23 protein-coding genes and 1 pseudogene are annotated in these 25,720 nt (G+C 41.3%); 4 read left to right on the forward strand and 20 right to left on the reverse strand.

All coding sequences use genetic code 11. From position 1 onward, the window contains the following. Positions 1–552: 552 nt before the first annotated feature. A complete protein-coding gene (acnA, locus tag QCD85_RS14565; protein WP_301263061.1) occupies positions 553–3,282 on the forward strand; it encodes an aconitate hydratase AcnA in 2,730 nt (909 codons plus the stop codon). Positions 3,283–3,547: 265 nt separating this feature from the next. Here acnA and QCD85_RS14570 read toward each other — a convergent pair whose 3' ends face one another. Continuing rightward, positions 3,548–4,291, reverse strand: coding sequence for an IclR family transcriptional regulator (locus QCD85_RS14570; protein WP_273614782.1), 744 nt, complete (start codon positions 4,289–4,291; stop codon positions 3,548–3,550). A gap of 267 nt (positions 4,292–4,558) precedes the next feature. On the opposite strand from QCD85_RS14570, the gene QCD85_RS14575 reads away from it, so the two are divergent. Continuing rightward, the gene (locus tag QCD85_RS14575; protein WP_301263062.1) at positions 4,559–5,716 is read left to right on the forward strand and encodes an alpha/beta hydrolase; all 1,158 of its coding nucleotides are present in this window, start codon (positions 4,559–4,561) and stop codon (positions 5,714–5,716) included. 91 nt (positions 5,717–5,807) lie between these two features. On the opposite strand, the gene QCD85_RS14580 is transcribed toward QCD85_RS14575, so the two are convergent. From QCD85_RS14580 to QCD85_RS14640, 13 genes and pseudogenes are all read right to left on the reverse strand, one after another. Further along, positions 5,808–6,674 (reverse strand): SDR family oxidoreductase, encoded by an 867-nt coding sequence (locus tag QCD85_RS14580; protein WP_301263063.1) that lies wholly within the window; start codon positions 6,672–6,674, stop codon positions 5,808–5,810. A gap of 99 nt (positions 6,675–6,773) precedes the next feature. Next, positions 6,774–8,123, reverse strand: coding sequence for a F390 synthetase-related protein (locus tag QCD85_RS14585; protein WP_301263064.1), 1,350 nt, complete (start codon positions 8,121–8,123; stop codon positions 6,774–6,776). Next, positions 8,120–9,013, reverse strand: coding sequence for an MBL fold metallo-hydrolase (locus QCD85_RS14590; protein WP_301263065.1), 894 nt, complete (start codon positions 9,011–9,013; stop codon positions 8,120–8,122). The genes QCD85_RS14585 and QCD85_RS14590 overlap by 4 nt, the downstream gene beginning before the upstream one ends. Beyond that, positions 9,010–10,002, reverse strand: coding sequence for an NAD-dependent epimerase/dehydratase family protein (locus QCD85_RS14595; RefSeq protein ID WP_301263066.1), 993 nt, complete (start codon positions 10,000–10,002; stop codon positions 9,010–9,012). Before QCD85_RS14595 ends, QCD85_RS14590 begins: the two co-directional genes overlap by 4 nt. After that, on the reverse strand, positions 9,999–11,303 hold the full coding sequence (locus QCD85_RS14600; protein ID WP_301263067.1) for an ATP-grasp domain-containing protein: 1,305 nt from the start codon (positions 11,301–11,303) through the stop codon (positions 9,999–10,001). The genes QCD85_RS14595 and QCD85_RS14600 overlap by 4 nt, the downstream gene beginning before the upstream one ends. Beyond that, complete coding sequence (locus QCD85_RS14605) at positions 11,293–12,291, reverse strand: beta-ketoacyl-ACP synthase III (protein WP_273614775.1); 999 nt, start codon at positions 12,289–12,291, stop codon at positions 11,293–11,295. Before QCD85_RS14605 ends, QCD85_RS14600 begins: the two co-directional genes overlap by 11 nt. A 56-nt stretch (positions 12,292–12,347) precedes the next feature. Next, complete coding sequence (locus tag QCD85_RS14610) at positions 12,348–13,199, reverse strand: lipoate--protein ligase family protein (RefSeq protein WP_441005628.1); 852 nt, start codon at positions 13,197–13,199, stop codon at positions 12,348–12,350. Between the two features lie 125 nt (positions 13,200–13,324). Next, on the reverse strand, positions 13,325–13,918 hold the full coding sequence (gene folE / locus QCD85_RS14615) for a GTP cyclohydrolase I FolE (protein ID WP_273614774.1): 594 nt from the start codon (positions 13,916–13,918) through the stop codon (positions 13,325–13,327). A gap of 59 nt (positions 13,919–13,977) precedes the next feature. After that, positions 13,978–14,256: a YneF family protein gene (locus tag QCD85_RS14620; RefSeq protein ID WP_204826593.1), complete on the reverse strand. Its 279-nt coding sequence runs from the start codon at positions 14,254–14,256 to the stop codon at positions 13,978–13,980. Between the two features lie 140 nt (positions 14,257–14,396). Next, the gene (locus tag QCD85_RS14625) at positions 14,397–15,431 is read right to left on the reverse strand and encodes an HD-GYP domain-containing protein (RefSeq protein ID WP_301263068.1); all 1,035 of its coding nucleotides are present in this window, start codon (positions 15,429–15,431) and stop codon (positions 14,397–14,399) included. Between the two features lie 43 nt (positions 15,432–15,474). Further along, a pseudogene (queG, locus tag QCD85_RS14630) lies at positions 15,475–17,177 on the reverse strand (tRNA epoxyqueuosine(34) reductase QueG). 25 nt (positions 17,178–17,202) lie between these two features. After that, positions 17,203–17,721, reverse strand: coding sequence for a signal peptidase I (gene lepB, locus QCD85_RS14635; RefSeq protein WP_301263069.1), 519 nt, complete (start codon positions 17,719–17,721; stop codon positions 17,203–17,205). Between the two features lie 153 nt (positions 17,722–17,874). Further along, positions 17,875–18,303 carry a GNAT family N-acetyltransferase gene (locus tag QCD85_RS14640; RefSeq protein WP_273614771.1) on the reverse strand — a complete coding sequence of 143 codons (429 nt, stop codon included), beginning with the start codon at positions 18,301–18,303 and terminating at the stop codon, positions 17,875–17,877. 678 nt (positions 18,304–18,981) lie between these two features. Here QCD85_RS14640 and QCD85_RS14645 point away from each other — a divergent pair. Next, positions 18,982–19,590, forward strand: a complete 609-nt coding sequence (locus QCD85_RS14645; RefSeq protein ID WP_273614770.1) for a superoxide dismutase — start codon at positions 18,982–18,984, stop codon at positions 19,588–19,590. 77 nt (positions 19,591–19,667) lie between these two features. Here the strand turns inward: QCD85_RS14645 and QCD85_RS14650 are convergent, their stop codons facing one another. From QCD85_RS14650 to acpS, 4 genes are all read right to left on the reverse strand, one after another. Next, positions 19,668–20,543 carry a DMT family transporter gene (locus QCD85_RS14650; RefSeq protein ID WP_301263070.1) on the reverse strand — a complete coding sequence of 292 codons (876 nt, stop codon included), beginning with the start codon at positions 20,541–20,543 and terminating at the stop codon, positions 19,668–19,670. 244 nt (positions 20,544–20,787) lie between these two features. Continuing rightward, complete coding sequence (locus QCD85_RS14655; RefSeq protein ID WP_301263071.1) at positions 20,788–21,207, reverse strand: SMI1/KNR4 family protein; 420 nt, start codon at positions 21,205–21,207, stop codon at positions 20,788–20,790. Between the two features lie 19 nt (positions 21,208–21,226). After that, positions 21,227–22,618 (reverse strand): A/G-specific adenine glycosylase, encoded by a 1,392-nt coding sequence (mutY, locus tag QCD85_RS14660; protein WP_301263072.1) that lies wholly within the window; start codon positions 22,616–22,618, stop codon positions 21,227–21,229. An 81-nt stretch (positions 22,619–22,699) separates the two neighbouring features. Continuing rightward, positions 22,700–23,107, reverse strand: coding sequence for a holo-ACP synthase (gene acpS / locus QCD85_RS14665; protein WP_274171053.1), 408 nt, complete (start codon positions 23,105–23,107; stop codon positions 22,700–22,702). Positions 23,108–23,285: 178 nt separating this feature from the next. Between acpS and QCD85_RS14670 the strand changes: the two genes are divergently transcribed. Next, positions 23,286–24,116, forward strand: coding sequence for an alpha/beta hydrolase family protein (locus QCD85_RS14670; RefSeq protein ID WP_273614765.1), 831 nt, complete (start codon positions 23,286–23,288; stop codon positions 24,114–24,116). 147 nt (positions 24,117–24,263) lie between these two features. Here QCD85_RS14670 and nadE read toward each other — a convergent pair whose 3' ends face one another. Together nadE and QCD85_RS14680 are read right to left on the reverse strand one after the other, a co-directional pair. Continuing rightward, positions 24,264–25,073 (reverse strand): ammonia-dependent NAD(+) synthetase, encoded by an 810-nt coding sequence (gene nadE, locus QCD85_RS14675; protein WP_301263073.1) that lies wholly within the window; start codon positions 25,071–25,073, stop codon positions 24,264–24,266. A 151-nt stretch (positions 25,074–25,224) separates the two neighbouring features. Further along, on the reverse strand, positions 25,225–25,659 hold the full coding sequence (locus QCD85_RS14680; protein WP_069329441.1) for a BrxA/BrxB family bacilliredoxin: 435 nt from the start codon (positions 25,657–25,659) through the stop codon (positions 25,225–25,227). Positions 25,660–25,720 lie beyond the last annotated feature (61 nt).

Below are 25,720 nucleotides of genomic sequence, written 5' to 3' on the forward strand. Positions count from 1 at the left end.
TCTTAATCTGATACCACCCTACTTTAATTTAATAAAAAGGAAGTGAATCTTATAATTCCACTCTTTACCAAAAGGAAATTTTTAATTTTTATATAACTATACAGAACAAAATTGAGTGTATAAAGTAACTCATTATGTTTATACGATTGAGATCAAATTTCTACTATTAAGGAAGGATACAATTTAGAAAATTATTGCTTTACTTCAAAAGATATTATCGAACCACAATCAACTACTTTTTAAGATTGTAATTGAATCAAATTTCTTCCAAAAAAATCTTTACTACCTATCATGTAAACGGTATACTTAATACAAGAGTTACTTTTTGAAATTGTGTTTCACTGTATGAAACTACAAAACTTTTTACCTTTCTTCATTTTGAATAATTCGATTTTAGTTGCTTAATAGTATAGAATAGTAATGAATTGAACCGTTTTCATTTCTAATTTTATCCAGCAAGCGTGTCAAGATCATTTGCCAAAATGTAGAGGATTTTTCCCTGTAACGCAAAATCCAAAAAGTAAGCCGTATTTTATTTGAGGAGGGGCATCTATGTCACCAAAAGATTCATTTTCTGTTGGCCGAGAACTGAAAGTGAGAGACCAGTCTTACCGTTATTACAGCCTTAATGCTTTAGCTGAAAAAGGTTATGAGCACATTTCCAAACTTCCTTTCTCGATTCGTGTGCTTCTTGAAGCTGCTGTTCGTCAATACGATGGACGTGCAATCACTGAAGAACATGTCAATCAACTTGCGAACTGGAGTGAAGGTCGCGAAGAGAAAGAAATTCCTTTTATCCCTGCACGTATCGTGCTTCAGGATTTTACCGGTGTACCTGTAGTTGTTGATTTAGCTGCTATGCGTGATTTTGTTAAAAAATCCGGTGGCGATCCAAAACAAATCAATCCGCTTGTACCGGTTGACCTTGTTATTGACCACTCCGTTATGGTAGACGCATTCGGTACGCCTGATGCACTTGAATATAATATGAATATTGAATTTGAACGTAACGAAGAGCGTTACCGTTTCTTGCGCTGGGCACAAACAGCATTTGATAATTTCCGCGCTGTTCCACCAGCTACAGGTATTGTTCACCAGGTTAACTTGGAGTATCTTGCTTCTGTAGCAGCTACTCGAACTGTTGATGGCGAACTACAAGTATTCCCTGATTCCTTAGTAGGTACAGATTCACATACTACAATGATCAACGGTCTTGGTGTTGTTGGTTGGGGTGTTGGTGGTATTGAAGCTGAAGCAGGTATGCTTGGACAACCGCTATACTTCGTTATGCCAGAAGTCGTTGGTTTCAAATTAACAGGTAGCTTGAGTGAAGGCGCAACAGCAACAGACTTAGCGCTTACGGTTACTCAAATGCTTCGTAAAAAAGGCGTAGTTGGTAAATTCGTAGAATTCTACGGTCCAGGCCTAAGCAATATCAGTCTAGCTGACCGTGCAACTGTAGCTAATATGGCTCCTGAGTACGGTGCAACTATCGGTTTCTTCCCTGTCGATGATGAGACGTTGTTCTATCTTCGCAATACAGGACGTGCTGATGAGCAAGTTGAATTGGTAGAAGCTTACTACAAAGCACAAAACATGTTCCGTACTGCAGAAACACCTGATCCAGTATTCTCTGATACGATTGAATTGGATCTAGCTTCTGTTGTACCGAGTCTTGCTGGACCAAAACGTCCACAGGATCGCATCGAACTGACTAATATGCAATCCAGCTATCAAAATGCAATACGTACTCCTGTAGATGCAGGTGGTTACGGATTGTCTGATGAGAAAATTGCTGAAAAAATCACAGTAAGCCATCCAAACGGTAAAACGACTCAAATGGGTGCAGGTGCAGTCGTTATCGCTGCAATTACCAGTTGTACAAATACATCTAACCCTAGCGTTATGCTTGGTGCTGGATTACTTGCACAAAAAGCGGTGGCTCGTGGCTTGAAAGTACCTAGCTATGTGAAAACAAGCTTAACACCAGGTTCATTGATCGTTACAGAATATTTACACAAAGCTGGCGTAGACAAAGATCTAGAAGCACTTGGTTTCTACCTAGCAGGCTATGGTTGTGCAACATGTATCGGTAACTCCGGTCCATTGCCAGACGAAGTAGGACAAGCTATTGCAGATAATGACTTAACCGTTGCTTCTGTATTGTCAGGTAACCGTAACTTTGAAGGACGTATTCATGCTCAGGTGAAAATGAACTATCTGGCTTCTCCTCCACTTGTTGTCGCTTACGCGCTTGCAGGAACAGTTGATATCGATCTACAAAATGATCCAATCGGTTATGATCCTACAGGTGAAGCAGTTTACTTGAAAGATATCTGGCCTACAGCGAAAGAAATTCGTGATGCTATCGGCTTATCCATTTCTCCAGAAATGTTCCGTAGCCGTTATGAGCATGTATTTACAGCGAACAAACGTTGGAATGAAATTCCTGTTCCAGAAGGTGAATTGTATGAGTGGGATGACAAATCAACTTATATCCAAAATCCACCATTCTTTGAAAAACTGGCTGATGGTATCAAAGATATCGAAGATATTCGCAGTGCACGCGTTCTTGCATTGCTTGGCGATTCGGTAACAACCGATCATATCTCACCAGCAGGTAATATTTCTCCTTCTTCACCAGCAGGCGAATACTTGAAAGAAAACGGTGTTGAGCGTAAAGACTTCAACTCTTATGGTTCCCGTCGTGGTAATCACCAGGTGATGATGCGCGGTACGTTTGCTAATATCCGTATTCGTAATCAGGTCGCTCCAGGTACAGAAGGTGGCGTAACCACATACCTTCCTACCAATGAAGTGATGTCGATCTATGATGCATCGATGCGTTATCAAGAAGAGGGTCAGAACTTGATCGTTATCGCAGGTAAAGAATACGGTACAGGTAGTTCTCGTGACTGGGCAGCAAAAGGTACATTCTTGCTAGGCGTCAAAGCGGTTATCGCTGAAAGCTTTGAACGTATCCACCGTAGTAACTTGGTAGGTATGGGCGTATTGCCACTACAATTCCAAGAAGGTTACGGTTGGAGCAGTATGGGACTTAAAGGTACCGAGACATTTGATATCGTAGGATTGAGCAACGATGTCAAACCTGGTCAACAAGTTACTGTCAAAGGTACTCGTGAAGATGGTACAACATTTGAATTCCAAGTAACCGCTCGTCTGGATAGTGCTGTAGACGTAGATTACTACCATAACAGTGGTATCTTGCAAACTGTACTTCGTCAAATGATGCAAAACACTAACAAAGGTGAAACGGTATAATTGATTAACCATTTCGCTTAGATCATAAAGTCATACAAAAAGAGGCTTCCCTAATGTGGGAGCCTCTTTTTTGTGTTATAAAAAAATAGTGAACACCTTAGCAATAGGGCATTCACTGTTGGTTTAGTTAGATCATATCTTGGTCACGCTATATACTTTTAATAAGAATAATCGAATTTTATATATCATTTGATCCAGTGTTAGATTTGTTATTTCTACGTTCTTACTGCTCTATTTATATCTATCTTACTGCTCTATCTATCCATTATCTCAATTTAAAGCCCATCTCTTGCGCCGCTTGAATCAATACAGGCGCATACTCATGTAACTTGTCCATCGACAGACGGCTAACAGGGCCTGATAACGATAACGAAGCTCGCAATGCCCCTGTTCGATCAAAAATCGGTACTGCGACTGCTGCTGCTCCGGGTTCTCGTTCTTCATAACTGGTCGAATATCCGTTACGTTGTACCTCTGCGATCTGTTCACGATAATGTGTCACATCGACAGTTTTCGGCCAATCCGGACTATTCAACAACTCTTCTTGCTGTTCGCTACTGGAAAAAGCAACAAGGACTTTACTCGATGCGCCCACTGTCAAAGGCAATCTTGCTCCTACAGGCGCAACACGTCGCACAGCTTGGTTACTTTGCACCGCTTGAATCCGTAAGCGCTCGTCGCCATCTCGCAAGTATAGACTGATCGTTTCTCCCAATTGCTCGCGTAATTCTTCCATATCTGCAAGCAACAACAATCCAGGATCATCGTTTTGGGAAAGGTGGGTCGATAACTCCCAGATTTTGATACCTAGACGGTATTTATCTGTACTGCTATTGCGAATCACAAATCCTTTTTCTTCTAAAGTCGCTAACAACCGATGTACTGTACTTTTGTGTAATCCAATCTCGGTTGCAATCTCGGTGAGTCCAAGATCGCTCGTTCGGGTAAAACACAGTAATATGTCTAACGCACGTTCTACTGCTCGTACAGTTAACTTGCGATCTTCCATTGTTGTCGCCTCCGCATTTGAATCTATTCATACGCACACTGTCTAATTTTGTAAGTTTCATTGGATGAAACTTGGTTACATAAATTATATCGAAGCTAGCTCTAATCGTAAAGAGAAATACGTCGATAATAATGAAGAAGACATTGAGCTGACATTGACTTTGCTGTCATAGACTTTTACCATAAGTAGATAATGTCGAATCAAATCGGTTCATGGAACAATGGATGCTAGAACGAACAATACATTTTCACTTCTAGGAGGAGCAAGATGTCCACTACTTTGCAAGAAAATGCAAAGCCCCATTCATCTGAGCTAGAAGAGACACCTCCTGTAGTTTCACCAAGACAGATTCGAATAAAGCATGTTGTGGTAGCTTTCCTGTTATCCATAGTGTTTTTTTTCCTGTTTTGCTTTGTGGCACTGCATGCCTATATTGCTTGGGTGCTGTCTAATCCGACAGTAGCAAGTGTCTATTCTAATCCGATGCAGGCAAAAGGAATGGCGTACGAAGATATTACATTTCCAGCAGCAGATGATAGCCGGATGATGCAGGGCTGGTATATTCCAGCAGAACAAAAGTCGTCCAAAACGATTATTTTTAGTCATGGATATGGTGCGAATCGAGAAGAAACATGGATTCCTATGTACGATCTCGCTCACTACGCACACAAACTTAATTTTAATGTAGTCATGTTCGATTATGGATTTGCCGCCAAAACGAATAAAGAAGTCGCTACCGGTGGTAAAAAAGAATCTCAACAATTACTTGGAGCGATTCAACTTGCCAAGCAAAAAGGATCTCAAGAAATTGTAGTCTGGGGCTTTTCGATGGGAGCAGGTACAGCCTTACAAGCTGGACTCAAAACCAAAGATGTGACTGCAATGATTTTAGATAGTACATTCTTGTTAGAACCGGATACACTTTATTACAATATTCAGCAGCAGTTGGATCTTCCACGACATCCATCACTGGAAATTCTGGAATTTCTACTGCCGATCGTTAATGGTACTAGCTTGAATCAGATTCCATATCAACAGGTGAAAAAGGAAGATTATCCATTTCCGATTTTCTTTATTCATGGAACCAATGATGATAAAGCACCTTACCAGATTGCAGAACAACTTGCTGCAAATCAGACCAATCCGAATTCAGGAAGCTGGGTAATTCAAGGAGCTCACCATGAGCTTGAATTCCGCGAACATCCACGAGAATATTTGCGGAAAGTCTCGGATTTCCTGAGTAGTCTTAATCTAGCTGAAGAAGATGATGTCAATAATGAGCCATTGTTAAATGATGGAGCAACAGATAGCACTTCTTCGACTTCCAGTTCATCCACTGCTACTGGAAAGACTGCAACATCTTCTTCCAGTAGCAAAAGTACATCTGTTACAACATCTACTTCTAACGAGACTACAAGTAAATAATGTATCGGTATATCACAAACAGCACCATTCACCTTTAGCTAAGGGATGAATGGTGCTGTTTTTTATTATTGGTGAGGAGTATGGTTTTAATTTAAGACTTCAAAGCTCGTCCTATCACCCATTCAAGTACACGCCACGGTACCCATTTGCGAGCCCAGATCATGATGTGAGAACCTTCTCCAATAGCATACCTCAACTTAGGAGAGCGTTTCTCTACAATACGACCGACTAGATCAGCAACTTCTTGTGGATCAGGAGCAGATGATGCGGATTTACGAGAGTAGCGTAATACAGCTTCTAAGCGAGATTGATAAGGTGAGTTAGGAACCGTATGGATATCTGCCAGCCCTTTTTCCCAGATAGAGGTGCGATAGGAACCGGGCTCGACCAGAACCACTTTCACATTAAAATCAGCCATCTCATGGCGCAAACTTTCACTGAATCCTTCGATCGCAAATTTGGATGTCGCATAAGGAGCATATCCGGGAAAAGCAGATAGTCCGCTAACACTGCTCATATTAATAATATAGCCATCCTTTTGCTCACGCATGACAGGCAGAACAGCGCGGGTAACAGCAATCAGTCCAAACACATTCGTTTCCAGTTGCGCTCGCCAAGTCTCCATCGGGACATGCTCGATAAATCCGCCAACAGCATAACCTGCATTATTGACCAGAATATCGATCGTTCCATATTGCGCCTGAATGTTTTCTATCGCTGTAGATATCGACACTGTATCAGTCACATCTAATTGCAAATAATGAATCCGGTCGGCAATTCCTTTTTGTTCTGCAATACGTGCCAGCTCTACGTTGCGTGCCAGATCACGCATAGTCGCAATAACGGTTATTCCTTTTTCCGCTAAGGATACTGCGATCAACAATCCAAACCCGCTAGATGTCCCTGTCACCAAAGCGATACGTTTGCGTTCCGATGACGCTTTTACTTGGTTGGACATGATACCCTCCTTTATCTACTCATGCCTGAATACATATGACTTTATCTAGAATGATCTGTTTTCGATATAGAAAAGGTTGTAGCGCTACTCATCTGCTACTCACAACTTCCACTTTCGCTCTACTCGCCGTAACTTCACGATCCCGGGCGTGAACTCATATGCTGTAAATGTAATCACTGGCATGACGGCTTGTAAAGTATCACAAATATGCTGAATACGATCGATTATTTGTGCTTCGACAGCTTCATCGTGTGCTACATAATCTTTGTTTCCAGTAAGACGATAACTTATTTCCAGTTGATGGCTGTCATACTGGATCACACGGTAATGTTCTATTGCTGGCGATGCTCCTATAATTGCTCTCGTAACAAGATCAGGAAATAGCGGTACTAATTCTTTGGTTGTCTGATGAGCAACATAGATAATATCATCGTAACGTCCTTCTATTCGTTCGATTCGGAGCATTGGCGATCCACAAGGACAAGGCTCTACAGATTCGGTCAAAATATCATTTAAACGATATCGAATAATCGGTTGCGATCTACGCGAGAAATCAGTCACAATCGGTACAAAGCGTCTACTCTGCTCATCTAATACTTCCTTTTGAATATGTACAATATCTTCATTCAGATGCAGATGACCATACGCACAAGTCGCCGCTAGAAACCCTTCAGTGCATTGATAGACCTGATGTACAGTCTGTGCGAATACAGACTCTATATATTCACGATCTAACGGATCAAGTACTTCTGCTACTGAAATTATTTTTTGTGGTTGGATCGTTAATAGACCGGCTGTCTTCTGCTCGGCTAACAAACGCAACATCGAAGCAGGTGCAATTAACAGACTTGGACGATAACTTTCCAGTTGCTGAATATGTTCTGATAAAGGTACCAATAGATCGAAATAGCGAAATTGTAGTTTGCCTTTTTGTACCGATTCATACAGATTGCTGTTCGCTCTTAAAAAGAAAGCGATCTTCTGCTGTTGCCGAATACCACCGGGTAACAACTTGGCAAGCACTGTTCCTGTCCATTGCGCTTGTTCTTGTGGACTGACTAGAAATAACCCCCGATTACCCGATGTACCCGAAGACAGACCGATCGTCACCCCTTGTATAGTAGGCTCAAAATCTCGCGTCTGCTCAGCTTGATCGGCAATCTGCATCGCTTCCTCTTTTGTAATTCCAAGTGTATTCAATTGATCGAAATGTTCCATCATTATCGACTTATCAATCAGCGGAAAGTCTCGCCATTGATGATCAGGTATTCCCTGCCACCATTGACGATAAAAAGGAGATTGCTTACGGATACGGCGAATATGCTGGATGATTTTTTGTTCTTGCCAGTTCATCAACTTAGGTTTACTTGTCCACCCAGCTAAGCGGCGAGTGCGCCAATAATGATACAGTATCCGAAGCGTGTAGAGCAGTTCGCTCATTCTTTTCATAACCATTGTCCTCCCCAATGCTGTAATACTTGATTACAGTGGCTAGGTACTATTCGAATAGATGGATATTCATTATGAAGCTGACGTAATTTGTTCAAGTTGAGCATATATTGCTGACGATCAGACATAATAATACCTGCTAACCTATGCGGTGGACGATTTTCGGTAAATGCTCTACTCGACCATACGGTATCTGCACAGAGCAAGTAATCTGCTGTCCCTGTCGATAATAGAATCCCGATCATTCCTTCTGCATGACCTGACAATTCAATCGCAATCAGACTTCCATCTCCCAGTAGATCATAACCTTGTTGCCAGGGGAAATTTGTCAAAGAAGAAGCTGTAGCTAAAGATGAATCGTTATGTAGGAGCGACGTTACAGGTAATGCTTCTGAGCGATGTAATATATGCGAGCGCTGAGCTAGATCATCCGGTAATAATCCTGCTAGAAAGCCTGCTTTGACAGCACGTATATCACTCAAGTCTTTGACTGCTTGATACGATTCAGAAAGGTAGATAAATGTCGCTTGTGGAAAGTCTTTTGCTCCAGCAATATGATCTCCATGAAAATGCGACAAGATCACATATGCAATCTGATCACTACGTATCCCTTGTAGTTCTAACTGAGTGACTACTGAATCTTCTTGTTGGTATACGACAGGCGTAATATAACGATATAACGATTGCGGTAATGTAGCTGTCTCTTCAAAAAAGCGCGCACTATATCCTGTATCGAACAAAATATAACCATGCTCTGGATGATGAATACAAGCAAACCCTGCCGGAAATGATACGGATCGTAACGAACCGCCACGCAACGTCAACCATTCAGGATGTGTACAATATCCTGCCGCCCCTATCAATAATCGAACTGCTGTCGAAGTGATCACTGTCTACACCACCAATCTGCAAATCGTTCTAACCCTTCATCTACACTGATACGTGGTACATAACCCAGTTGTTGCTGTGCTAACGAAATATCCAACGTATGCGGTACAGCTATAGAACTGACACTATAGCGAGTTAACGGAGGCTCACCCAATGCAGGGATAAGTCGGTACACCATTTCCATCGTTCCAGCTACCGCATGAGCAACAGGATAAGGCACACGACGAGTATGTAAAGGAATATCCAACCGTTGAAATAAACGGGTCAACAATTCGATAAAAGGAAGCGGCTCACCGTTAGATATATTATAAGCTTGACCCAGCGCATTTTCAGGAGCTTGTACACCTAATAACATCGCATCCACTACATTATCGACATAGGTAAGATCAATCGGAGCACGTCCACCTTGCAATAAAGGTACACCGGATTGACGATTAGCTTCTAACAGACGTGGAAATAATGTCTGATCCATCGGTCCAAAAATAGCACGTGGCCGAATCATCATCGATGGTAATCCTTGCTTCTGATACGCCTGTTGTACAATCTGTTCCGCTAATAATTTGGTACTTGCATAATGATTTACTGCTTTTCGAGGGAGCGGATCAGACTCTCTAATCCCGTAATGAGCTTTGCCATCAAAATAGACACTTGGCGTAGAGACATGAATCAATCGCTTGACATCATGCTCAATACAACCATCTACAATATGTTGAGTCGCTTCTACATTACTTCGATAAAAAGAAGCATACGTGCCCCAGGGCGAAGATAGTGCTGCACAATGAAATACTACATGTTGCCCTTTACAAGCTTGTCTCGTCTGTTCTGCATCGCCTAGATCATAATAGTTCATCTGTATGCCTAAATGCTCTAAAGCTTGACCACGACTGCGATCTCGTCCTGTTCCTGTCACATCCCAGCCTAACTCTACCAATCGTCTTGCCATATGTCCGCCTAGAAATCCTGTAGCGCCGGTAATCAATGCTTTAGTCATAAGTTCTCCTTTCCGTTCCATTCGATATCATACGTTAAAGCTTCTGTAAGCGATATCCGCTGTGCACGACTGGTAAGATATGCTTGCATAACGAGCCGAAATTGTTCCCCAAATGGCTTACGATCCTCTTTTTGATACACAATATCAGTCGCTTGTTGCAGACTTTTCCACCAATAGCGCCAGTCTTGTGTACTGCGATTGTATTTGAATCCTGCTATCCACATCGGTAAGGTGAGTACTCTAGCTGTTCCAATATTCGGCATAATCACTTGTCCACGTTGTACACAGGAGTCGGGATCGATGACTGCTTGTACCAATTGATCTTGTCGCTGAAATAAATGAATACCGCTTGTCGCTCGTGGATTACATTCGATTGGATATAATATACCTGTAGAATCTTCTTCTATAAAATCAAAACTAATCTGACCGCTAAATGCTGAATTAGACATCTGCTGATGATCGACGTATAGATGTTGCACAAATTGACAGACCCATGTATACGCTTGACCATGCTCTATCGCTTCAAAATAGACACTTGCTCCTGTACGTGATGTTCTATAGTCGCTTGTATAGGTTGCATGAGCGATAACGACTCCTTGATGAACGATGCTATACGTACAAATCGCTTTGCCTTTAATATACTGTTGAGCAATCCAGCGAGGTGAATCAACCTTTGTGTTTGTTGCTTTTATTTGTGTTGTGGTAGACAAGGTTGGTATAGTAGATTGTTTATTTGGAGCGGAATTGCGTCTAGATTCCCACGGCATAATAACATTAGATGCAAATCGTGAATAAACCGGCTTACGTACAAACGTATTGCCTGCTTGATCAGGGACACCATAATTATAAGAATCTATAGATGGATCTTCTACTGAAAAAGTAATAGGCACAGCGAGATTACTAGATATCACCTGCTCGATAAATGTCCCTTTGTGATGCAGATGATGAAGTGTATCTATATTCGGTGTCAGTACACGACAATAAGGCTGTAACCTTTCTAATCCTTCCGCAATATAGAAAATCTCCTCACACGTAGGTATAAGAAGATCGATCTGATACTGTATAATCAACTGCTTCAATGCAGTGAGATAAGCTTGCGGTTGTTGACGTGGTGGTGGCACTTGAAAGCTGGCTAGAACAGCCTCAGATACACGACAAAGATGATAACGACTACTTTCAGCTACATAGACCTGATGACCGTTACGATGTAAAAGACGCGCCCATTCAAGCGCTACAGGAGCACGTCCACCTGTTATCAGTATCCGTTGTGGTGCTTGAGCTGACTCAGTATCAGTAATCAAGAACCATTCCTCCCAGTGATAGACCAGCGGCTGTTCCCATTAGTAATATACGATCTCCTCGCTGAATCCTGCCCTGCACAATCGCTTCATGAATCCCCATTGGAATCGAAGCAGCTATCGTATTACCATGATTGGGGGTAATATCGAGAAATTGCTGTTCATGGATGCCTAACTTTTTGCGTATCAGACGCATTGCCATAGCACTCCCCTGATGAGGAATCACCAATTTGAAATCTTCCATTTTGGTCTGGGATTGCTCCAAAATTTGATCGATAAAATCAGGCAATAAGCGCGATGCCATGCGGAATATTTTCTGTCCATCCATAAAAAATAAAAAAGGGTCTGCTAACTCCTTTTGCATATGAGCAGGTAATCGAGTTCCTCCGCCTTGAATTTCAGAATAACGTGCACCTTTGCTATACGTTTGAAGCGATGTATGTATAATCCCGGCAGACTCTTCTGACGTAGATGCACCAATAATGACTGCTGCTGCACCATCTCCGAATAACGCCGCACTTTCTTTTTCATTCCAATTAAGCCCTGCTGAAGCAATCTCTGTAGATACTAACAAAACATAACGATACCGTCCGGCGGCAACCAGATAAGACATAGTATCTAACCCTACTACAAAGCTAAGACATGTCGCATCAATATCAAAAGCAGGCACACCTGAATCTTCTTGTCCCATCGCTTGCTGGATAAATACCGCTGTACTCGGTAACGGTTGTTCTTTCGTTCCGCTTGTACAGACCAGACAATCGATATCTGCAAAAGTAAGACCAGCAGCATCCAGAGCATCTTGCGCTGCCTGTGCACCCATCGTTGAAGCTGTCTCGCCTTCACTTACATAATGTCGCACGCCCACACCTGTAGCTTTATGAGTCCATCCTGCTTGTACACCTAACTTCTGATCCAATTCCTCATCGGTTACTGTACGCTTGGGTAGATATTTTCCAGTGCCTACTATTTTCACTTTACGAAGTTGCATTATAAACCTCTTTTCTAGTCCAACCTGTTGCTTGTTTGCGATTGTACTATCTTTGATTAGTTATCATATCTCTCTATCAAGTAAGCTTCCATCTGCTGAATCTCTTCTTTGGTAAATAAATCATCTTCATCTATCGTCTGAATCGACTGACCTTCACTTAATATATATTGTAATTGCTTTGTATACGATGCCACATCCGGTACTTGTGCTAATTCAGCCAGACTTCCCATCGTACCTTGCTGTACTAGAGGATATCCTTTATCTTGCTCTCCAACTGCCTGATCATAAAAGCTTCGAATACCCGCAGATAATTCGTCTCCACTACCTTCTACAATAATAAAAGCCGTAATAATATATGCTTTGGCTTGTCTACGCTGAGCAATTCCGCAGAATTTGCGTCCAGCAATACTAACATCATAATCTCCCGGGCAAAAAGCACCTTCAATCTCACCTACATACGATTGATCGTTCCATGGATCAACTGCTCTGCTGATCCAATCCGCCATAAAGCGAAAATCACGATGAATACTAATATCACGCTTCGGATTAGGCAAAATAATTGATAAATTCACAATCCCTGGATGTAGTGGCACAGCCGCTCCACCGGAAGGACGTACACAGACGGATGTCCCTTTTTGACGAAATTGCTCCATCGCTTGGTTCGCATAGGTCAATCGCCGATCCCGTAGACCGATCGCCATTCCATCGGTATGTCTCCAGATATGAACTACAGGAGCATGCCCTTGTCCCACTTGACGACACATCAATTCTTCCCATGCTAACGGTGCTAATATTGACTCTCCTTGCTCTACCAATGGTCGCTCTACCCATACGGCATGTTCTAAACCTATCGGGCGATCTACTAATGTAGGGATAGCAAGCCGATGATGATTTTCTGCTGACACCATAATTCCTCCGCTTCATTTCGTCGATCCTGATGATTATATTATAACAGTTTATGTATGCTCTCCACATAAAAAAATGGCAGGAACGATGCCATTTGGCATAATCCCCACCATTTTTGAATGATCATTTAGTCTTTAATCAACGATAAAAACTCAGCACGTAATGGAGCGTCTGTACGGAATCCACCACGAACTGCGGAAGTGATTGTTTTGCTGCCCGGCTTTTTGACACCTCGTGCACACATGCATAGATGTTCGCCTTCAACCACAACCATAACGCCTGTAGGGTCAAGTACTTCAACCAATATATCAGCGATTTGCGAAGTAATACGTTCTTGTACTTGGAGACGACGACTTACTGCTTCGACCAGACGAGCGAATTTGCTCAAGCCAGCGATCTTGCCACTTGGCACATAACCAATATGAACTTTGCCGAAAAAAGGAGCCATATGATGTTCGCATTGGCTGTAGTACACAATGTCTTTTACGATAACCATTTCTTCATGATTTTCGTTAAAAGTCACACCAAGCGCTTCTCTAGGATCTACGCTATAACCGGCAAAAATTTCTTCATACATACGAGTGACACGTGCAGGTGTATCCAGCAACCCTTCACGCTCTGTATCTTCTCCGATCAATTTCAAAATCTGACGGATATGGTCTTCAATCTGTGCGCGGTTCTCACCGACTTCAAGATTGGTATAATCTTTGATACCAGCCATAGTGACCTCCTTTTTCCATTACAAGGTCTTTATGGACCTAATCCCTGTGATACGACTTACTATCTTCTACGTTTACCTGTATTGCCGCGACCCATAGGAGGCATTTTAGCTTTAGGCGCTTTGCCACCTTGTGTATTGTTTTTCATCATTTGTTGTGCTTGTTGCATCTGCTTACCATTCAGGTTGTAACCCATTTGCTTCGCCATTTTTTGCAAAGCTGCTGGATCGTTTTGCATTTTTTCCATCTGTTTGCGCAAATAATATGCACCAATAAAAAAGCCGCCAATCAGACCGACAATTAAAGTCACGATTGGAATGACCCAGTTTAACCACGTCATAACTGCCACCCCTGTAGATGAATTATAGTGTAAAGTTCCTTCTCAAAGGGTACACTACTCCCTTTACCATAAAAGGCAGGAACAGCATTTATCATAACATTTCCGTTATCGGCTTAGCAAACATTTTCAATCGTTATTTGCTACATCATTACAGCTTCAATAAATGTTGTTGTAGCATTGGCTAGATCAATTTCTTTCACATCTAGATCGCCGCCACTACCACTAACAATGCGTACAACCGGACGACCCGGTAATCCGCGATGCTGTCTTACAATCACACCGGTTTCTTTATTGGATAAGCGGACACCTGTACCATTAGGATACACCGAGATAATACGCGTAAATTCGACTAGCACATCATGATCCAACATCCGATCAGATTGAGCCATCATTTCTTCACATGCTTGATGTGGTAGCAATCCCTGCCCGCCGTTTTCTTTGGATGTGATCAGATTATCATATATATTTGCTGTCGCTACGATTCGAGCATACATATGAATCTCTTCTTCATTCAGTCCACGTGGCTTGCCTGTACCATCGATTCGTTCATGATGTTGAAGTGCAATATGAGCGATCATCAGATTGAATTCCCGTTTGGTTTTAATCCATTCAAATCCGCGCCAGGTATGATGATTTTTAGAATCGATATTCAGATCATCTTCAGCTAGATTGGAAAATTTGCCTACATCATGCAATAGCGCTCCTGTTGCCAAATCTTTCAATTGATGCTGATTCAATCCCATATTCATCCCGATCATTGCTGACAATAGACAGACATTCATCGCATGAACATACTGCACATTATCACGTGTTTTGATATCGGTTAATTGAATCTGGACTTCACGCATCCCGGTAATATCTTCAAGCAATTGTTCTATACTAAATCTAACTTTGTTAGGGCTCCATTCTTTGCCAGAACGAACAGCATCGAACGTATCACTCATTTCACGAATCATCATCTGTTTGGTTGCTTCACTGAGTACTTCTTCCATTTCTACATCTGCAAAGTTCTCATCTTGAATATACAACATGGTGACTCCGATACGATTGAGCGTATTGATCATATAGACGGTCAGTTGTACGCCGGCAGACAACAGAATCGCTCCATTGCCTGAATAGATCGCTTTCCCTAAATATTGCCCTGTCTCTACTTTATCGATGTTTACGTACCTCATGGGAAGTCTCCTTTACCGATATTAGGATATGAGCTCTATTTCATTAGAATAGTACAGGTTCAATATGATATCCTTCCAGACTGAGCAACCATTCTTTAAGTGGCAGACCACTACCATAGCCGACCATTTGTCCGTTCATTCCAATCACACGATGACATGGAATAATCAGCGGGATCGGATTGCGATTGTTAGCTCCGCCTACTGCTCGCACTGCTGTAGGATGACCAATCTGTTCTGCTATCCATTTATAAGAAACAACCTTTCCATAAGGGATAGTTAACAATCCTTCCCATACTGAACGTTGAAACGCTGTACCTTGTAAATCAAACGACAGATCAAACACCTGTCGCTTTTCAGCGAAATATTCGTTCAATTGCTCAACTGCTGTCTGTAAATGAAAAGGCGAGTGAATATACTGATGTTCTCCATACCAACGATTTGCCCAGACTTTCATCTTATCTTTATTATCGGCATAAGATTTAAAATCTAAACGACAGATCCCTTTTAGTGATGTAGTGATCGTAATTACACCTGTAGGCGCTTGAATTTCATCGTAGTATAAAGACAACACTAGACCATCTCTCCTTCCAATATTTCTTTAGCAGTAAGCAAACGTTCTGTCACTTCCGGGTCTACTTCTTTGGTTAGCGCATGAGTAACAGCTTGTAACGCATCTTCGCCACCAATTCGGCTGAGTGCCCATGCGATAGTTCCTCTAAGCTCCGGTCTAGGATCACGATGCAGTAATTCTGTTAATTTGGGAACAGATGATTTGTCACGGAAATTACCAAGTGCAATTACAACATTCCGTTGAATCGGCTTTTTGCCACGCCATGCGGCTGAAGTATCGCCAAATTGTTCTTTGAATTCACGATTGCTCAGATCAAGCATCGGTAATAATAACGGTTTGGCTTTTTCTGGATCAGGACGAAGTTCTTCTTGATGATTCCAGTTCTTGCCTTTATTTTTGGGACAAACGATCTGACAAGTATCACATCCGTACAATCGATTGCCGATTTTGCGCATATGTTCATCCGACAACATTCCTTTGGTCTGTGTTAAAAAAGAAACGCAAATTTGTGAGTTCAATTGTCCGGGCCCCACCAGTGCTCCTGTTGGACAAGCATCGATACATTTGGTACATGTACCACAATCTTCGGTTACCGGGGTATCCGGTGGAAAAGGAATATCGGTAATCATATCACCGAGGAATATCCATGAGCCTAATGTAGGCGAGATCACTGCACAATTTTTACCGTAAAAGCCGATCCCTGCTCGCTGAGCGACTGCTCGATCTGATAGCACACCGGTATCCACCATACTTTCGATGCGAGCTTCTGGTACTTTTTCACGAATAAAATCTTCTAACCGCTGCATCCGATCACGAAGCACATAATGGTAATCTTTTCCCCAAGCCGAACGTGCCATAATACCTCGATATTTTCCGGGTTCTGACTTTGGTGGATTTTCCATTTTGGAATGGTATGTGACAGAGATCGCTATAATTGACTTCGCTCCATCTAATGCTAAGCTAGGGTTAATGCGTTTCTCGATATCCGGTTCTTCAAATCCAGATTCATGCCCTTTACGACGATGCTCTTCCAGAACTCCTTTTAGATACAAAAAAGGATCGGCTGTCGTAAAGCCTACATCATCTATGCCCAGCGATGGCGCAGCCTGCTTGATTTCAAGCTTGAGCTGTTCCCATCTAGTTGTTGATTGTTGTAATACTTCTTGCTGCGTCATACACTGTCACCTCCTCTAATACTCTCTATAACAATGCCGTTTTGGATAATGGCCATATAATAAAGTCTGCCCGCCCGACAATTTGCTTCAATGATATCGTACCAAAAATACGACTGTCTTTGCTCATTCCTTGATGACGATTATCGCCCATGACATAATATTGCCCTTCCGGCACAATAATAGGTGCCAGATCTACATCGCCTATGACTGTATCAATATAAGGCTCCTGTTGCTTGATCTGATTGATATAGACTTCATGATTACGTATCTCAATACGATCTCCACCGATCGCTATTACTCGTTTCACTAATAATTTCGATGTAGGCTGTGCACTGAGTACCGGATCATGCAAAATAATCACATCTCCACGCGCAGGTGGATGAAATTTATAAATAAATTTATTGATAAACAACCGTTCTTGCTGAACAAGTGTAGGTTGCATCGATTGTCCTTTGACTGTTGAAATATTGAATACCCACATATTTAACATTCCGAGTATGATTAATGCCCAGACCATCGTCTTGAGCCATTCCCGCCAATACATAATACACCTCATTTAAAATCTTATCTTGTTCTATGTTTATTATACCTTACATTTTCCCTAAATATAGAAAAGCACATCTTTATTCCCATCCGTGTTTCGGAGGGCAAGATGTGCTCATATGTGGATATTACATAAAATTCTTCTCTCTAAGCTTTACGCATGAACAGCAACGATACTGAGTTTGTCAAAAGTCTTCAGGACTTTATTTTCTCCATATCCCATTGCTTCGTAAAGTGGTAATACAGCATTGTTGTGCTCATCGCCAGCGACCATAATTCCACTGACATTGCGTTGCTCAAAACGTTGTTCCATAGCTTTGACAAGTGCTGTACCTACACCTCTGCGTCTAACATCAGGATGTACAGCGATGCGGTAATAACAACCAAAATTCCGATCGATTGTACCGATTAACAGACCTACAATTTCTTCGCCTTGTTCCGCTACTACGATTAGCTCGGAATCCCATGATAATTGTGTGGCGAATGGTCCCATCGTGTTCTCGTAACATTCTTCAGATAAAGCTACCTTCAAAAGTTCTGTAACGAGACTCAAATCACTTAATTTAAAGGAACGAACATTCATACTCCAAACTCCCTTTTCATCAGCTTGATTAAGTACACCCTTATAAAAAAACAAAAAGAAGCACACTCGCTTATAGAAGCGATGCGTCCAACAGTAAAGGATTGTATAAAATCCTAATAATGCAAATAGACCAAAAGACAACAAAAAACTGCAAAAATGTGCAGAATATAACCTCACCGATAATTAAACCACATTTTTCGCCAGATTACACCATTTTTCTTTTGAAAGCGCTTAATTACTCTGTATTTCGCCTATCGATTCCAACTTAAACATAATTTGGTAATCAAAGGATATACAAACATATTTATAGATAAACACTTATAAATATTCATACAAATTATTATCTCTCAAATTCAAGTTATATGCAGCACAAGATCTAGTATACCACTACCTAAGCAACCTAACTATACTTTTTGTCATATTTCGTGTATTTTCGACTCTTTTATAGATCATGATTGTAGGTTAGCAAAATAAAATAAATCGCTCTCAACCCGCGCCACATCAACTTTCTAAACATAAAAGTTGATTTAATCAAAAATATACGGTTTAATAAAGAGTGTAATATGTTTATTTACATAGGGAACGGTTTTTAGCAGTGATCAGTAAGTTGAATTATTTTTTCTTATTCTATCTGCTATCTTTCGTTTCTGAATTCTAAATTCTGGGAGGTATTTTACAATGGCATTCGAATTACCAGCATTACCGTACCCTAACAACGCTCTGGAACCACACATCGACGAACAAACGATGATGATTCACCATGACCGTCATCACAACACATATGTAACTAGTCTGAATACCGCTTTGGAAAGTGCTCCTGAATTGCAAGGCAAAAGCTTGGAAGAATTGATCAGCAACCTGGACAGCGTACCTGAAGGTATTCGTACAGCAGTTCGTAACCACGGTGGCGGACACTACAACCACAGTCTTTTCTGGGAAATTATCGGACCTGACGCTGGCGGCGCACCTACTGGTGATATCGCAGCAGCAATCGATAGCGAACTAGGTGGCTTTGAGAAATTCAAAGAAGACTTCGCTAAAGCAGCAACTACTCGTTTTGGTAGCGGTTGGGCTTGGCTAGTTGTTAAAGATGGCAAATTGGCAGTAACAAGTACTCCTAACCAAGATAGCCCGGTTATGGAAGGTGCTACTCCATTGCTTGGTATTGATGTATGGGAACATGCATACTACCTTAAATATCAAAACAAACGCCCTGACTACATTGCAGCTTTCTGGAATGTAATCAACTGGGATGCAGTTAACAAACGTTACGCTGCTGCAAAATAAGAATTTATCTTTTGACAATATAAGCATTTCAAAAAAAGACCTCTTGATTAGTATTAATCAATGAGGTCTTTTTTGATTTATATGATTTTTTTCTGCTTTTGAATACCGTTCATTAAAATAATACCTGCTAAAATTACCAGCAATCCTACAATCGTTCCTACTGTTATCTGTTCATTTAATAACAATACGCCCCATAAAATACCGAATAATGGCACTAAGAACGTCACACTCACCGTTTTGGTCGGGCCTACACGTTCTACTAGATAAAAGTATAATAAATATCCTATCGAAGTTGATAATACCGCCAATCCTAATACCGCTAGTATCACGGTCAAAGAAATAGGCGCTGTCGGTACACTAACTACGCTAAACGGAATCAAAATAAGCCCTGCACTCAATTGCTGTCCAATTGATAAAGCAAGCGGAGGTGTACCGGTAAAAGTACGCTTGGTATAGACTCCACCGATACCATAAAATAAAGCCGCCATTAGCGAAGCTCCAATAGATAACCAGACTTCTACAGTAAATGGAACTGAACTCCAACCCATCAGAATACATACACCTGCAAGCCCAACTAGAATACCGATTACTTTGCGAACTGATAACAATTCACCGAGCCAAAAGCGAGCAACAATTGCTGTAAATAAAGGTGTAGTTGCATTCAAGATCGCTGTTAATGACGCATTGAGATGAATCGCTGAATACGCGATCAAGACAAATGGAATCAATGCATTCAGTAAGCCTAACAGCAGATATGATTTCCACTGGCTTTTGAAATGAGGAAGTTTGCGTACTATTAGTGCATAGATTAGCAATACGATCCCTGCAATCAATACCCGTAGATCAATAAGCCAGATCGGTCCTAATACAGGAGCCGCTACACGAATAAATAAAAAAGATGCTCCCCATAGTGCACCCAATAACAGTAAAGCACCTAACTCTTTAGGATTCATAATCTTGCGCCTCCATCCTTCTCCAAAATATCACTTATCTCTCTGAGCACTATGTATTTCTTTTTCTACTTTTTACTCTTTGATAGAGAGATGTCTTTTTACTATAAAAGATCACTCATGATAAAACTTTCAATTTATTGCTATTCTATTCACAACAAAAATAGCGTACATATAGCCACTCCTATTGTACGCTATCTTCTCGTTGTTATATGGATTGTCTTATAGAGCATTCCACTCATCTAGCTTAATAATAAGGCAGATCGTCTAGCAAATCGGTAAATGAATCTCGGCATGGGATAATCGATTCCTCTTCCTCTAGCCAGACAACAACTTCTCCATAGTGTTGAGGCACTATTCGTAACAAAAAGCTATTTCCTCCAGGATCCGAAGCAAATGGAATACAGACTTCCTGCAATATATCCCACGCATACTGCATATCGATCATCGATTGCTCAATCGTTAGTGAACCATGTGTAATCGGCATAAATCCATGAATCAACGGAGCGTATTCTTCCCCATCTATAAATAACGTTTCTAAATAACCGCCATTATGTTGTAGATAAAAGTCTTTGAATGAATCGGGTAACGGATATTCTATCTTTTGAGCAAAAGTCTGCCATTCTTGCTCGGTTAACGATTGTTCACTTTCCTCTAACGATATCATGACTATACCGCTCCTTTTTTTACTTGGCAAAATGCTGTTGCAGAATTTTGAGGAATAGATTAGGAAAAGCATAATTTTTCATATCTTCTGCTGTAATCCAGCGATAATCGTAAGCAAAAGCTTCGCCAACTAGCGTACTTGGAACCGCTTGATACACTTCAGGATGTTCAGCAACTGCATCTTGATGCTCTACAATCAATGTATCATCCAGTTGAAGTTGTTCTTTGATCTTCTGTAAGCTACCCGGTGTAGAACCTGATAATTTGAGTTCTAATGTGGCTTGTTCATATTCCAATGGATCGATATCTTTCAAAGCTCCTTGAGACGCTTCTAACGGCTGTGTCATAGAACTTGTATCATTCTCTGTATCTTGTGAATATTGCCCTGTAGCCTGCACTCCAGCTTCATGACAGCGGAATACACGCATCGTCCAATGGATATGGCTAAATGTATGCTCTTCGGTAATCCATGGTTCTAACGGCTGAATATCTACGCCTTCATTATGAATACCATTAGTCAAACGCTTCATCGCTTCTGCATCTGGCAAATTTGCACCTGCACCTGCTTTTTTGGAATCGTCAGCAAGAATATGAGGCAACTCCCACATCCGTGCAAGTAATCCGGTAGCCGGGCGCTGGCGAATCAATACCTGACCTGCACGTTCGCCTGTACCTTCGATCAGAGCGAGCAAACGATGTTCAGGACGTGGTGGTTTGGATTTGGTTTTGATCGGCAAAATAAGTTCCATCCCATTCATTCGACCTTCGCAATGCTTCATAACCGGACAGGTCAGACAGCCAGGTGATTTGGGTGTGCAGACCATCGCTCCAAGTTCCATTAATGCCTGATTGAAATCAGAAGCACGTCCACGTGGAATTAACTCTTTGGCTAACACTTCCATTTTGACTCTGGTTGGCCCTTTGGCAATATCATCTTCCAAGCAGAAATATCTCGATAATACACGCATTACATTTCCATCAACTGCTGGAACAGGCACACCGTAAGCAATACTAAGTACTGCACCTGCTGTATAAGGCCCTATTCCTTTGAGTGCAGATATTTCTTCTGGTGTATTCGGTACAATGCCTTCATGACGCTCTACTACTTGTTGCGCTGCTGCTTGTAGATTGCGTGCACGCGAGTAATAACCGAGTCCTTCCCAGCTTTTGAGCACTTCTTCTTCCGGTGCAGTTGCTAATGCTTCTACTGTAGGGAATTTTTCAACAAAGCGAGTAAAATAAGGAATAACTGTATCGACACGCGTCTGTTGTAACATAATTTCAGATATCCAGATATGGTAAGGGTTACGGCTTCGTCTCCATGGTAAATCACGCTTATGCTCGTCGTACCATACTAACAATTCACGACTAAAATACGTTTTGGCTTCTTGCTGTAATGCTAGATTAGACATAATACTCTCCTTCAGTGATCGAATATCTTTTCGACCGGATATGATGTAGAATCGTGTTGTTCATCTGATGCAATATATTATTTAATGTATAAATTCTATTTTTTCAATCACCGCAAACGCAGAAGCAAGTTCTGTCTGATGAGAAATACTTACATGCATCTGGTAATATTCAGCTTGGTATTGCAATCCTAATCGCTCCCATGCTTGAGCTGATAAGGTTACAGTAGGCTTGCCTGAAGCATCCGGTACAATCTCGATATCAATAAAACTCAATATTGCGCCAATTCCACAGCCGAATGCTTTAGAAATAGCTTCTTTAAGAGCAAACCGACCAGCTACAAATTCATATAATTTGGCTCCTTTGGTCTGAGCAATCTCACGTTCAGCCGGTGTGAGAATACGATCGATAAATCTTTGCCCGTGTGAGCCATTCATGATCGTAGTCACCCGTTTGATTTCAAGAACATCGTGTCCTATACCATAAATCAAAATACGTACCTCCTGCACATTCTAATTTCGCATACTTCTATTGTACCATTGCTCACACTTTGACTGCCAAGCACTACTGTAAGATATTTTGCGAATATCAATCATTTTTAATCTATAGAGGTCGCGCTTTGAGTATCAAGCACTTTGGGTAAGTAGTATTTAGAAGGAGGTAATGATGATGTCTAATTCATTTACAATCCCCGGAGCAGACGGGGCAGTCATTCGTTGTACTCGCTACCCTGCTAAACATGAAGTACGAGCAGTCATAATCATCGCTCATGGGTATAAAGGATTCAAAGATTGGGGTATGTTCCCTTATGTTGCTCAGCAATTAAGCAGTATCGGCGATGTGATTACATTTAACTTTTCACATAACGGTATTGGCGAACAGCCAGAAGAATTTACCGAGCTTGAATTATTTGCTCATAATACGTATGGTTTTGAACTGGAAGATTTATCGAACGTGACGAATTATATAAAAGAACAACCTGAATATCAAGAATTACCACTATTTGTGCTAGGGCATAGTCGTGGAGGTGGAACCAGCCTTATTCATGCACTGGATCATCCAGATCAGATTGCAGGTGTATTATCATGGAATGGGATTAGCGATCTACCTAGCCTGTTCACTACTGAACAGAAAAAAGAAATGGTGACGACCGGCAGAAGCTATATTACGAATGCACGCACAGGTCAACAGATGCCACTGGATCGTAGCATTATTGACGATATCGAGCAACATCGTGAACAATACGATCTACTTCATCGTATCACTGAAGCGGCTTTGCCGATTATGCTTGTGCAAGGCACAGAAGATCATCCGCATCTTCTTGAAGGATCACAAGCTTTGTTGAATGCCAATCCTTCGATTAATTATGTTGCTATTGAAGGTGGCAACCATATGTTTAATACGGTTCATCCTTTTGTTGATTCTTCTCCTCAACTGGATCAAGCCATCGAAGCAAGCAGTACATTTATTCGTAGCGTGATCGGTAGTCGTTTGGATTAATCTATATGAAACATCTGTATTTCTATAATAAATCAAAATATAAACAGCGCTCTTTCAACCTTTTGCTACGGTTAAAAGAACGCTGTTTTTCGTGTGTATAAAAAAATTCGTAATTATGTTCGGGCTTGATAATGTACCGATAGTGATTTAGATACCTGGAATCGGATCACGTTTGTGTGCAGTGCGTTTGTAATAACTTTCAAGACGCTCTGCTGCTACTGGATCTATTGTTTTGCCTTCTAGATAGTCACTGTTATCGTTATACGTAATACCTAATTCGTCTTCATCTGTCTGATCTTCCCATAATCCAGCAGAAGGAGCTTTATCCAGAATAGATTGTGGAACAGCCATATGTGTAGCTAACTGACGAACTTGACGTTTGTTTAGTGTACTTAGCGGCGTAATATCTACAGCGCCATCACCATATTTAGTGAAAAAACCTGTGATTGCTTCAGAAGCATGATCGGTTCCGACTACTAACAAATTCAATTCATTTGCCAGTGCATATTGAGTAACCATACGTGTTCTTGCTTTGATATTTCCTTTAGCTTGTGGAGTGATTGGATCTTGGATATCGATATTAGGCAATACTTTATTCACTAGATCTGTAATCGCATCTACACCACTTTGTACATCAGTTTCGACAGTATGCTCAAGCTTGAATGCTTCAGCAACTGCATAACTATCAGCGATATCTGATTGTTGTCCATAAGGTTGGTATACACCAAGTGTCATGTATTTTTTACCTGTAGACTCGCTCAGTTCATCAGTCGCTTGTTTGCATAGACCCGCCGCAACAGCACTGTCAATTCCACCACTAATCGCAATCAGTAGACCTTGTGTACCTGATTTTTGAATATAGGATTTGAGAAAATCAACACGCTTGCGAATCTCTGCATCCGGTTCAATCGTTGGTTGAACGCGTAAATCATCAATAATTTGCTGTTGTATACTCATCTTCATTTCCACTCCTTTATTTATTCTGTACTACATGTTTACCCATTCCATTCTATTCATATCAGCGAAAAAAAACAAACGTCCCGCAATTTTCAGCTTTGCCGAAAAAAGCAGGACATTTGATGATGTTTATATAAACCATGCGGTTAGATTACAGACAATATTTTTCAAATGCATCATTCAATGCATAAGCAATATCTTCTGCCGAGTTGTTTTCAATCTGGTGACGCTCGATAAAGTGGACTAATTCTCCATCTTTCATCAAAGCAATCGAAGGCGAAGACGGTGGGAACGGTGCGAAATATTCGCGTGCTTTGGCTGTTGCTTCTTTATCTTGTCCTGCAAATACCGTATACAAATGATCCGGTTTCAATTCATTTTGTAGGGCTTGAGCAACGCCTGGACGACATTGACCTGCTGCGCATCCGCATACTGAGTTCACGACAACCAGTGTTGTTCCTTTTTGATCAGGAAGATGTGCTTCTACTTCTTCTGGAGTACGAAGCTCCGTAATACCTAGTGTAGTAAGTTCATCCCGCATCGGTTGAACCATATCTCTCATATATTGATCAAAAGACATTGACATTGTTATTCACTCCTTACTTTTAATAAGCGTTAAGTTATATTATACAGTCATGTGTGATGAA

The sequence above is a fragment of the Paenibacillus sp. PsM32 genome, from assembly GCF_030433815.1.
Lineage (GTDB): Bacteria > Bacillota > Bacilli > Paenibacillales > Paenibacillaceae > Saccharibacillus > Saccharibacillus kyungheensis.

Coding starts and splice junctions, on each gene's coding strand:
- lepB (WP_301263069.1), bottom strand. CDS start 17,721: ATGTATTGGCGGGAATGGCTCAAGACGATGGTCTGGGCATTAATCATA.
- QCD85_RS14585 (WP_301263064.1), bottom strand. CDS start 8,123: ATGAAAAGAATGAGCGAACTGCTCTACACGCTTCGGATACTGTATCAT.
- QCD85_RS14625 (WP_301263068.1), bottom strand. CDS start 15,431: ATGAGGTACGTAAACATCGATAAAGTAGAGACAGGGCAATATTTAGGG.
- QCD85_RS14655 (WP_301263071.1), bottom strand. CDS start 21,207: ATGATATCGTTAGAGGAAAGTGAACAATCGTTAACCGAGCAAGAATGG.
- QCD85_RS14595 (WP_301263066.1), bottom strand. CDS start 10,002: ATGACTAAAGCATTGATTACCGGCGCTACAGGATTTCTAGGCGGACAT.
- acnA (WP_301263061.1), top strand. CDS start 553: ATGTCACCAAAAGATTCATTTTCTGTTGGCCGAGAACTGAAAGTGAGA.
- QCD85_RS14670 (WP_273614765.1), top strand. CDS start 23,286: ATGTCTAATTCATTTACAATCCCCGGAGCAGACGGGGCAGTCATTCGT.
- QCD85_RS14580 (WP_301263063.1), bottom strand. CDS start 6,674: ATGTCCAACCAAGTAAAAGCGTCATCGGAACGCAAACGTATCGCTTTG.
- folE (WP_273614774.1), bottom strand. CDS start 13,918: ATGGCTGGTATCAAAGATTATACCAATCTTGAAGTCGGTGAGAACCGC.
- QCD85_RS14575 (WP_301263062.1), top strand. CDS start 4,559: ATGTCCACTACTTTGCAAGAAAATGCAAAGCCCCATTCATCTGAGCTA.
- nadE (WP_301263073.1), bottom strand. CDS start 25,073: ATGAGTATACAACAGCAAATTATTGATGATTTACGCGTTCAACCAACG.
- QCD85_RS14650 (WP_301263070.1), bottom strand. CDS start 20,543: ATGAATCCTAAAGAGTTAGGTGCTTTACTGTTATTGGGTGCACTATGG.
- QCD85_RS14610 (WP_441005628.1), bottom strand. CDS start 13,199: ATGGTGTCAGCAGAAAATCATCATCGGCTTGCTATCCCTACATTAGTA.
- QCD85_RS14680 (WP_069329441.1), bottom strand. CDS start 25,659: ATGTCAATGTCTTTTGATCAATATATGAGAGATATGGTTCAACCGATG.
- QCD85_RS14645 (WP_273614770.1), top strand. CDS start 18,982: ATGGCATTCGAATTACCAGCATTACCGTACCCTAACAACGCTCTGGAA.
- QCD85_RS14605 (WP_273614775.1), bottom strand. CDS start 12,291: ATGCAACTTCGTAAAGTGAAAATAGTAGGCACTGGAAAATATCTACCC.
- QCD85_RS14640 (WP_273614771.1), bottom strand. CDS start 18,303: ATGAATGTTCGTTCCTTTAAATTAAGTGATTTGAGTCTCGTTACAGAA.
- mutY (WP_301263072.1), bottom strand. CDS start 22,618: ATGTCTAATCTAGCATTACAGCAAGAAGCCAAAACGTATTTTAGTCGT.
- QCD85_RS14570 (WP_273614782.1), bottom strand. CDS start 4,291: ATGGAAGATCGCAAGTTAACTGTACGAGCAGTAGAACGTGCGTTAGAC.
- QCD85_RS14620 (WP_204826593.1), bottom strand. CDS start 14,256: ATGACGTGGTTAAACTGGGTCATTCCAATCGTGACTTTAATTGTCGGT.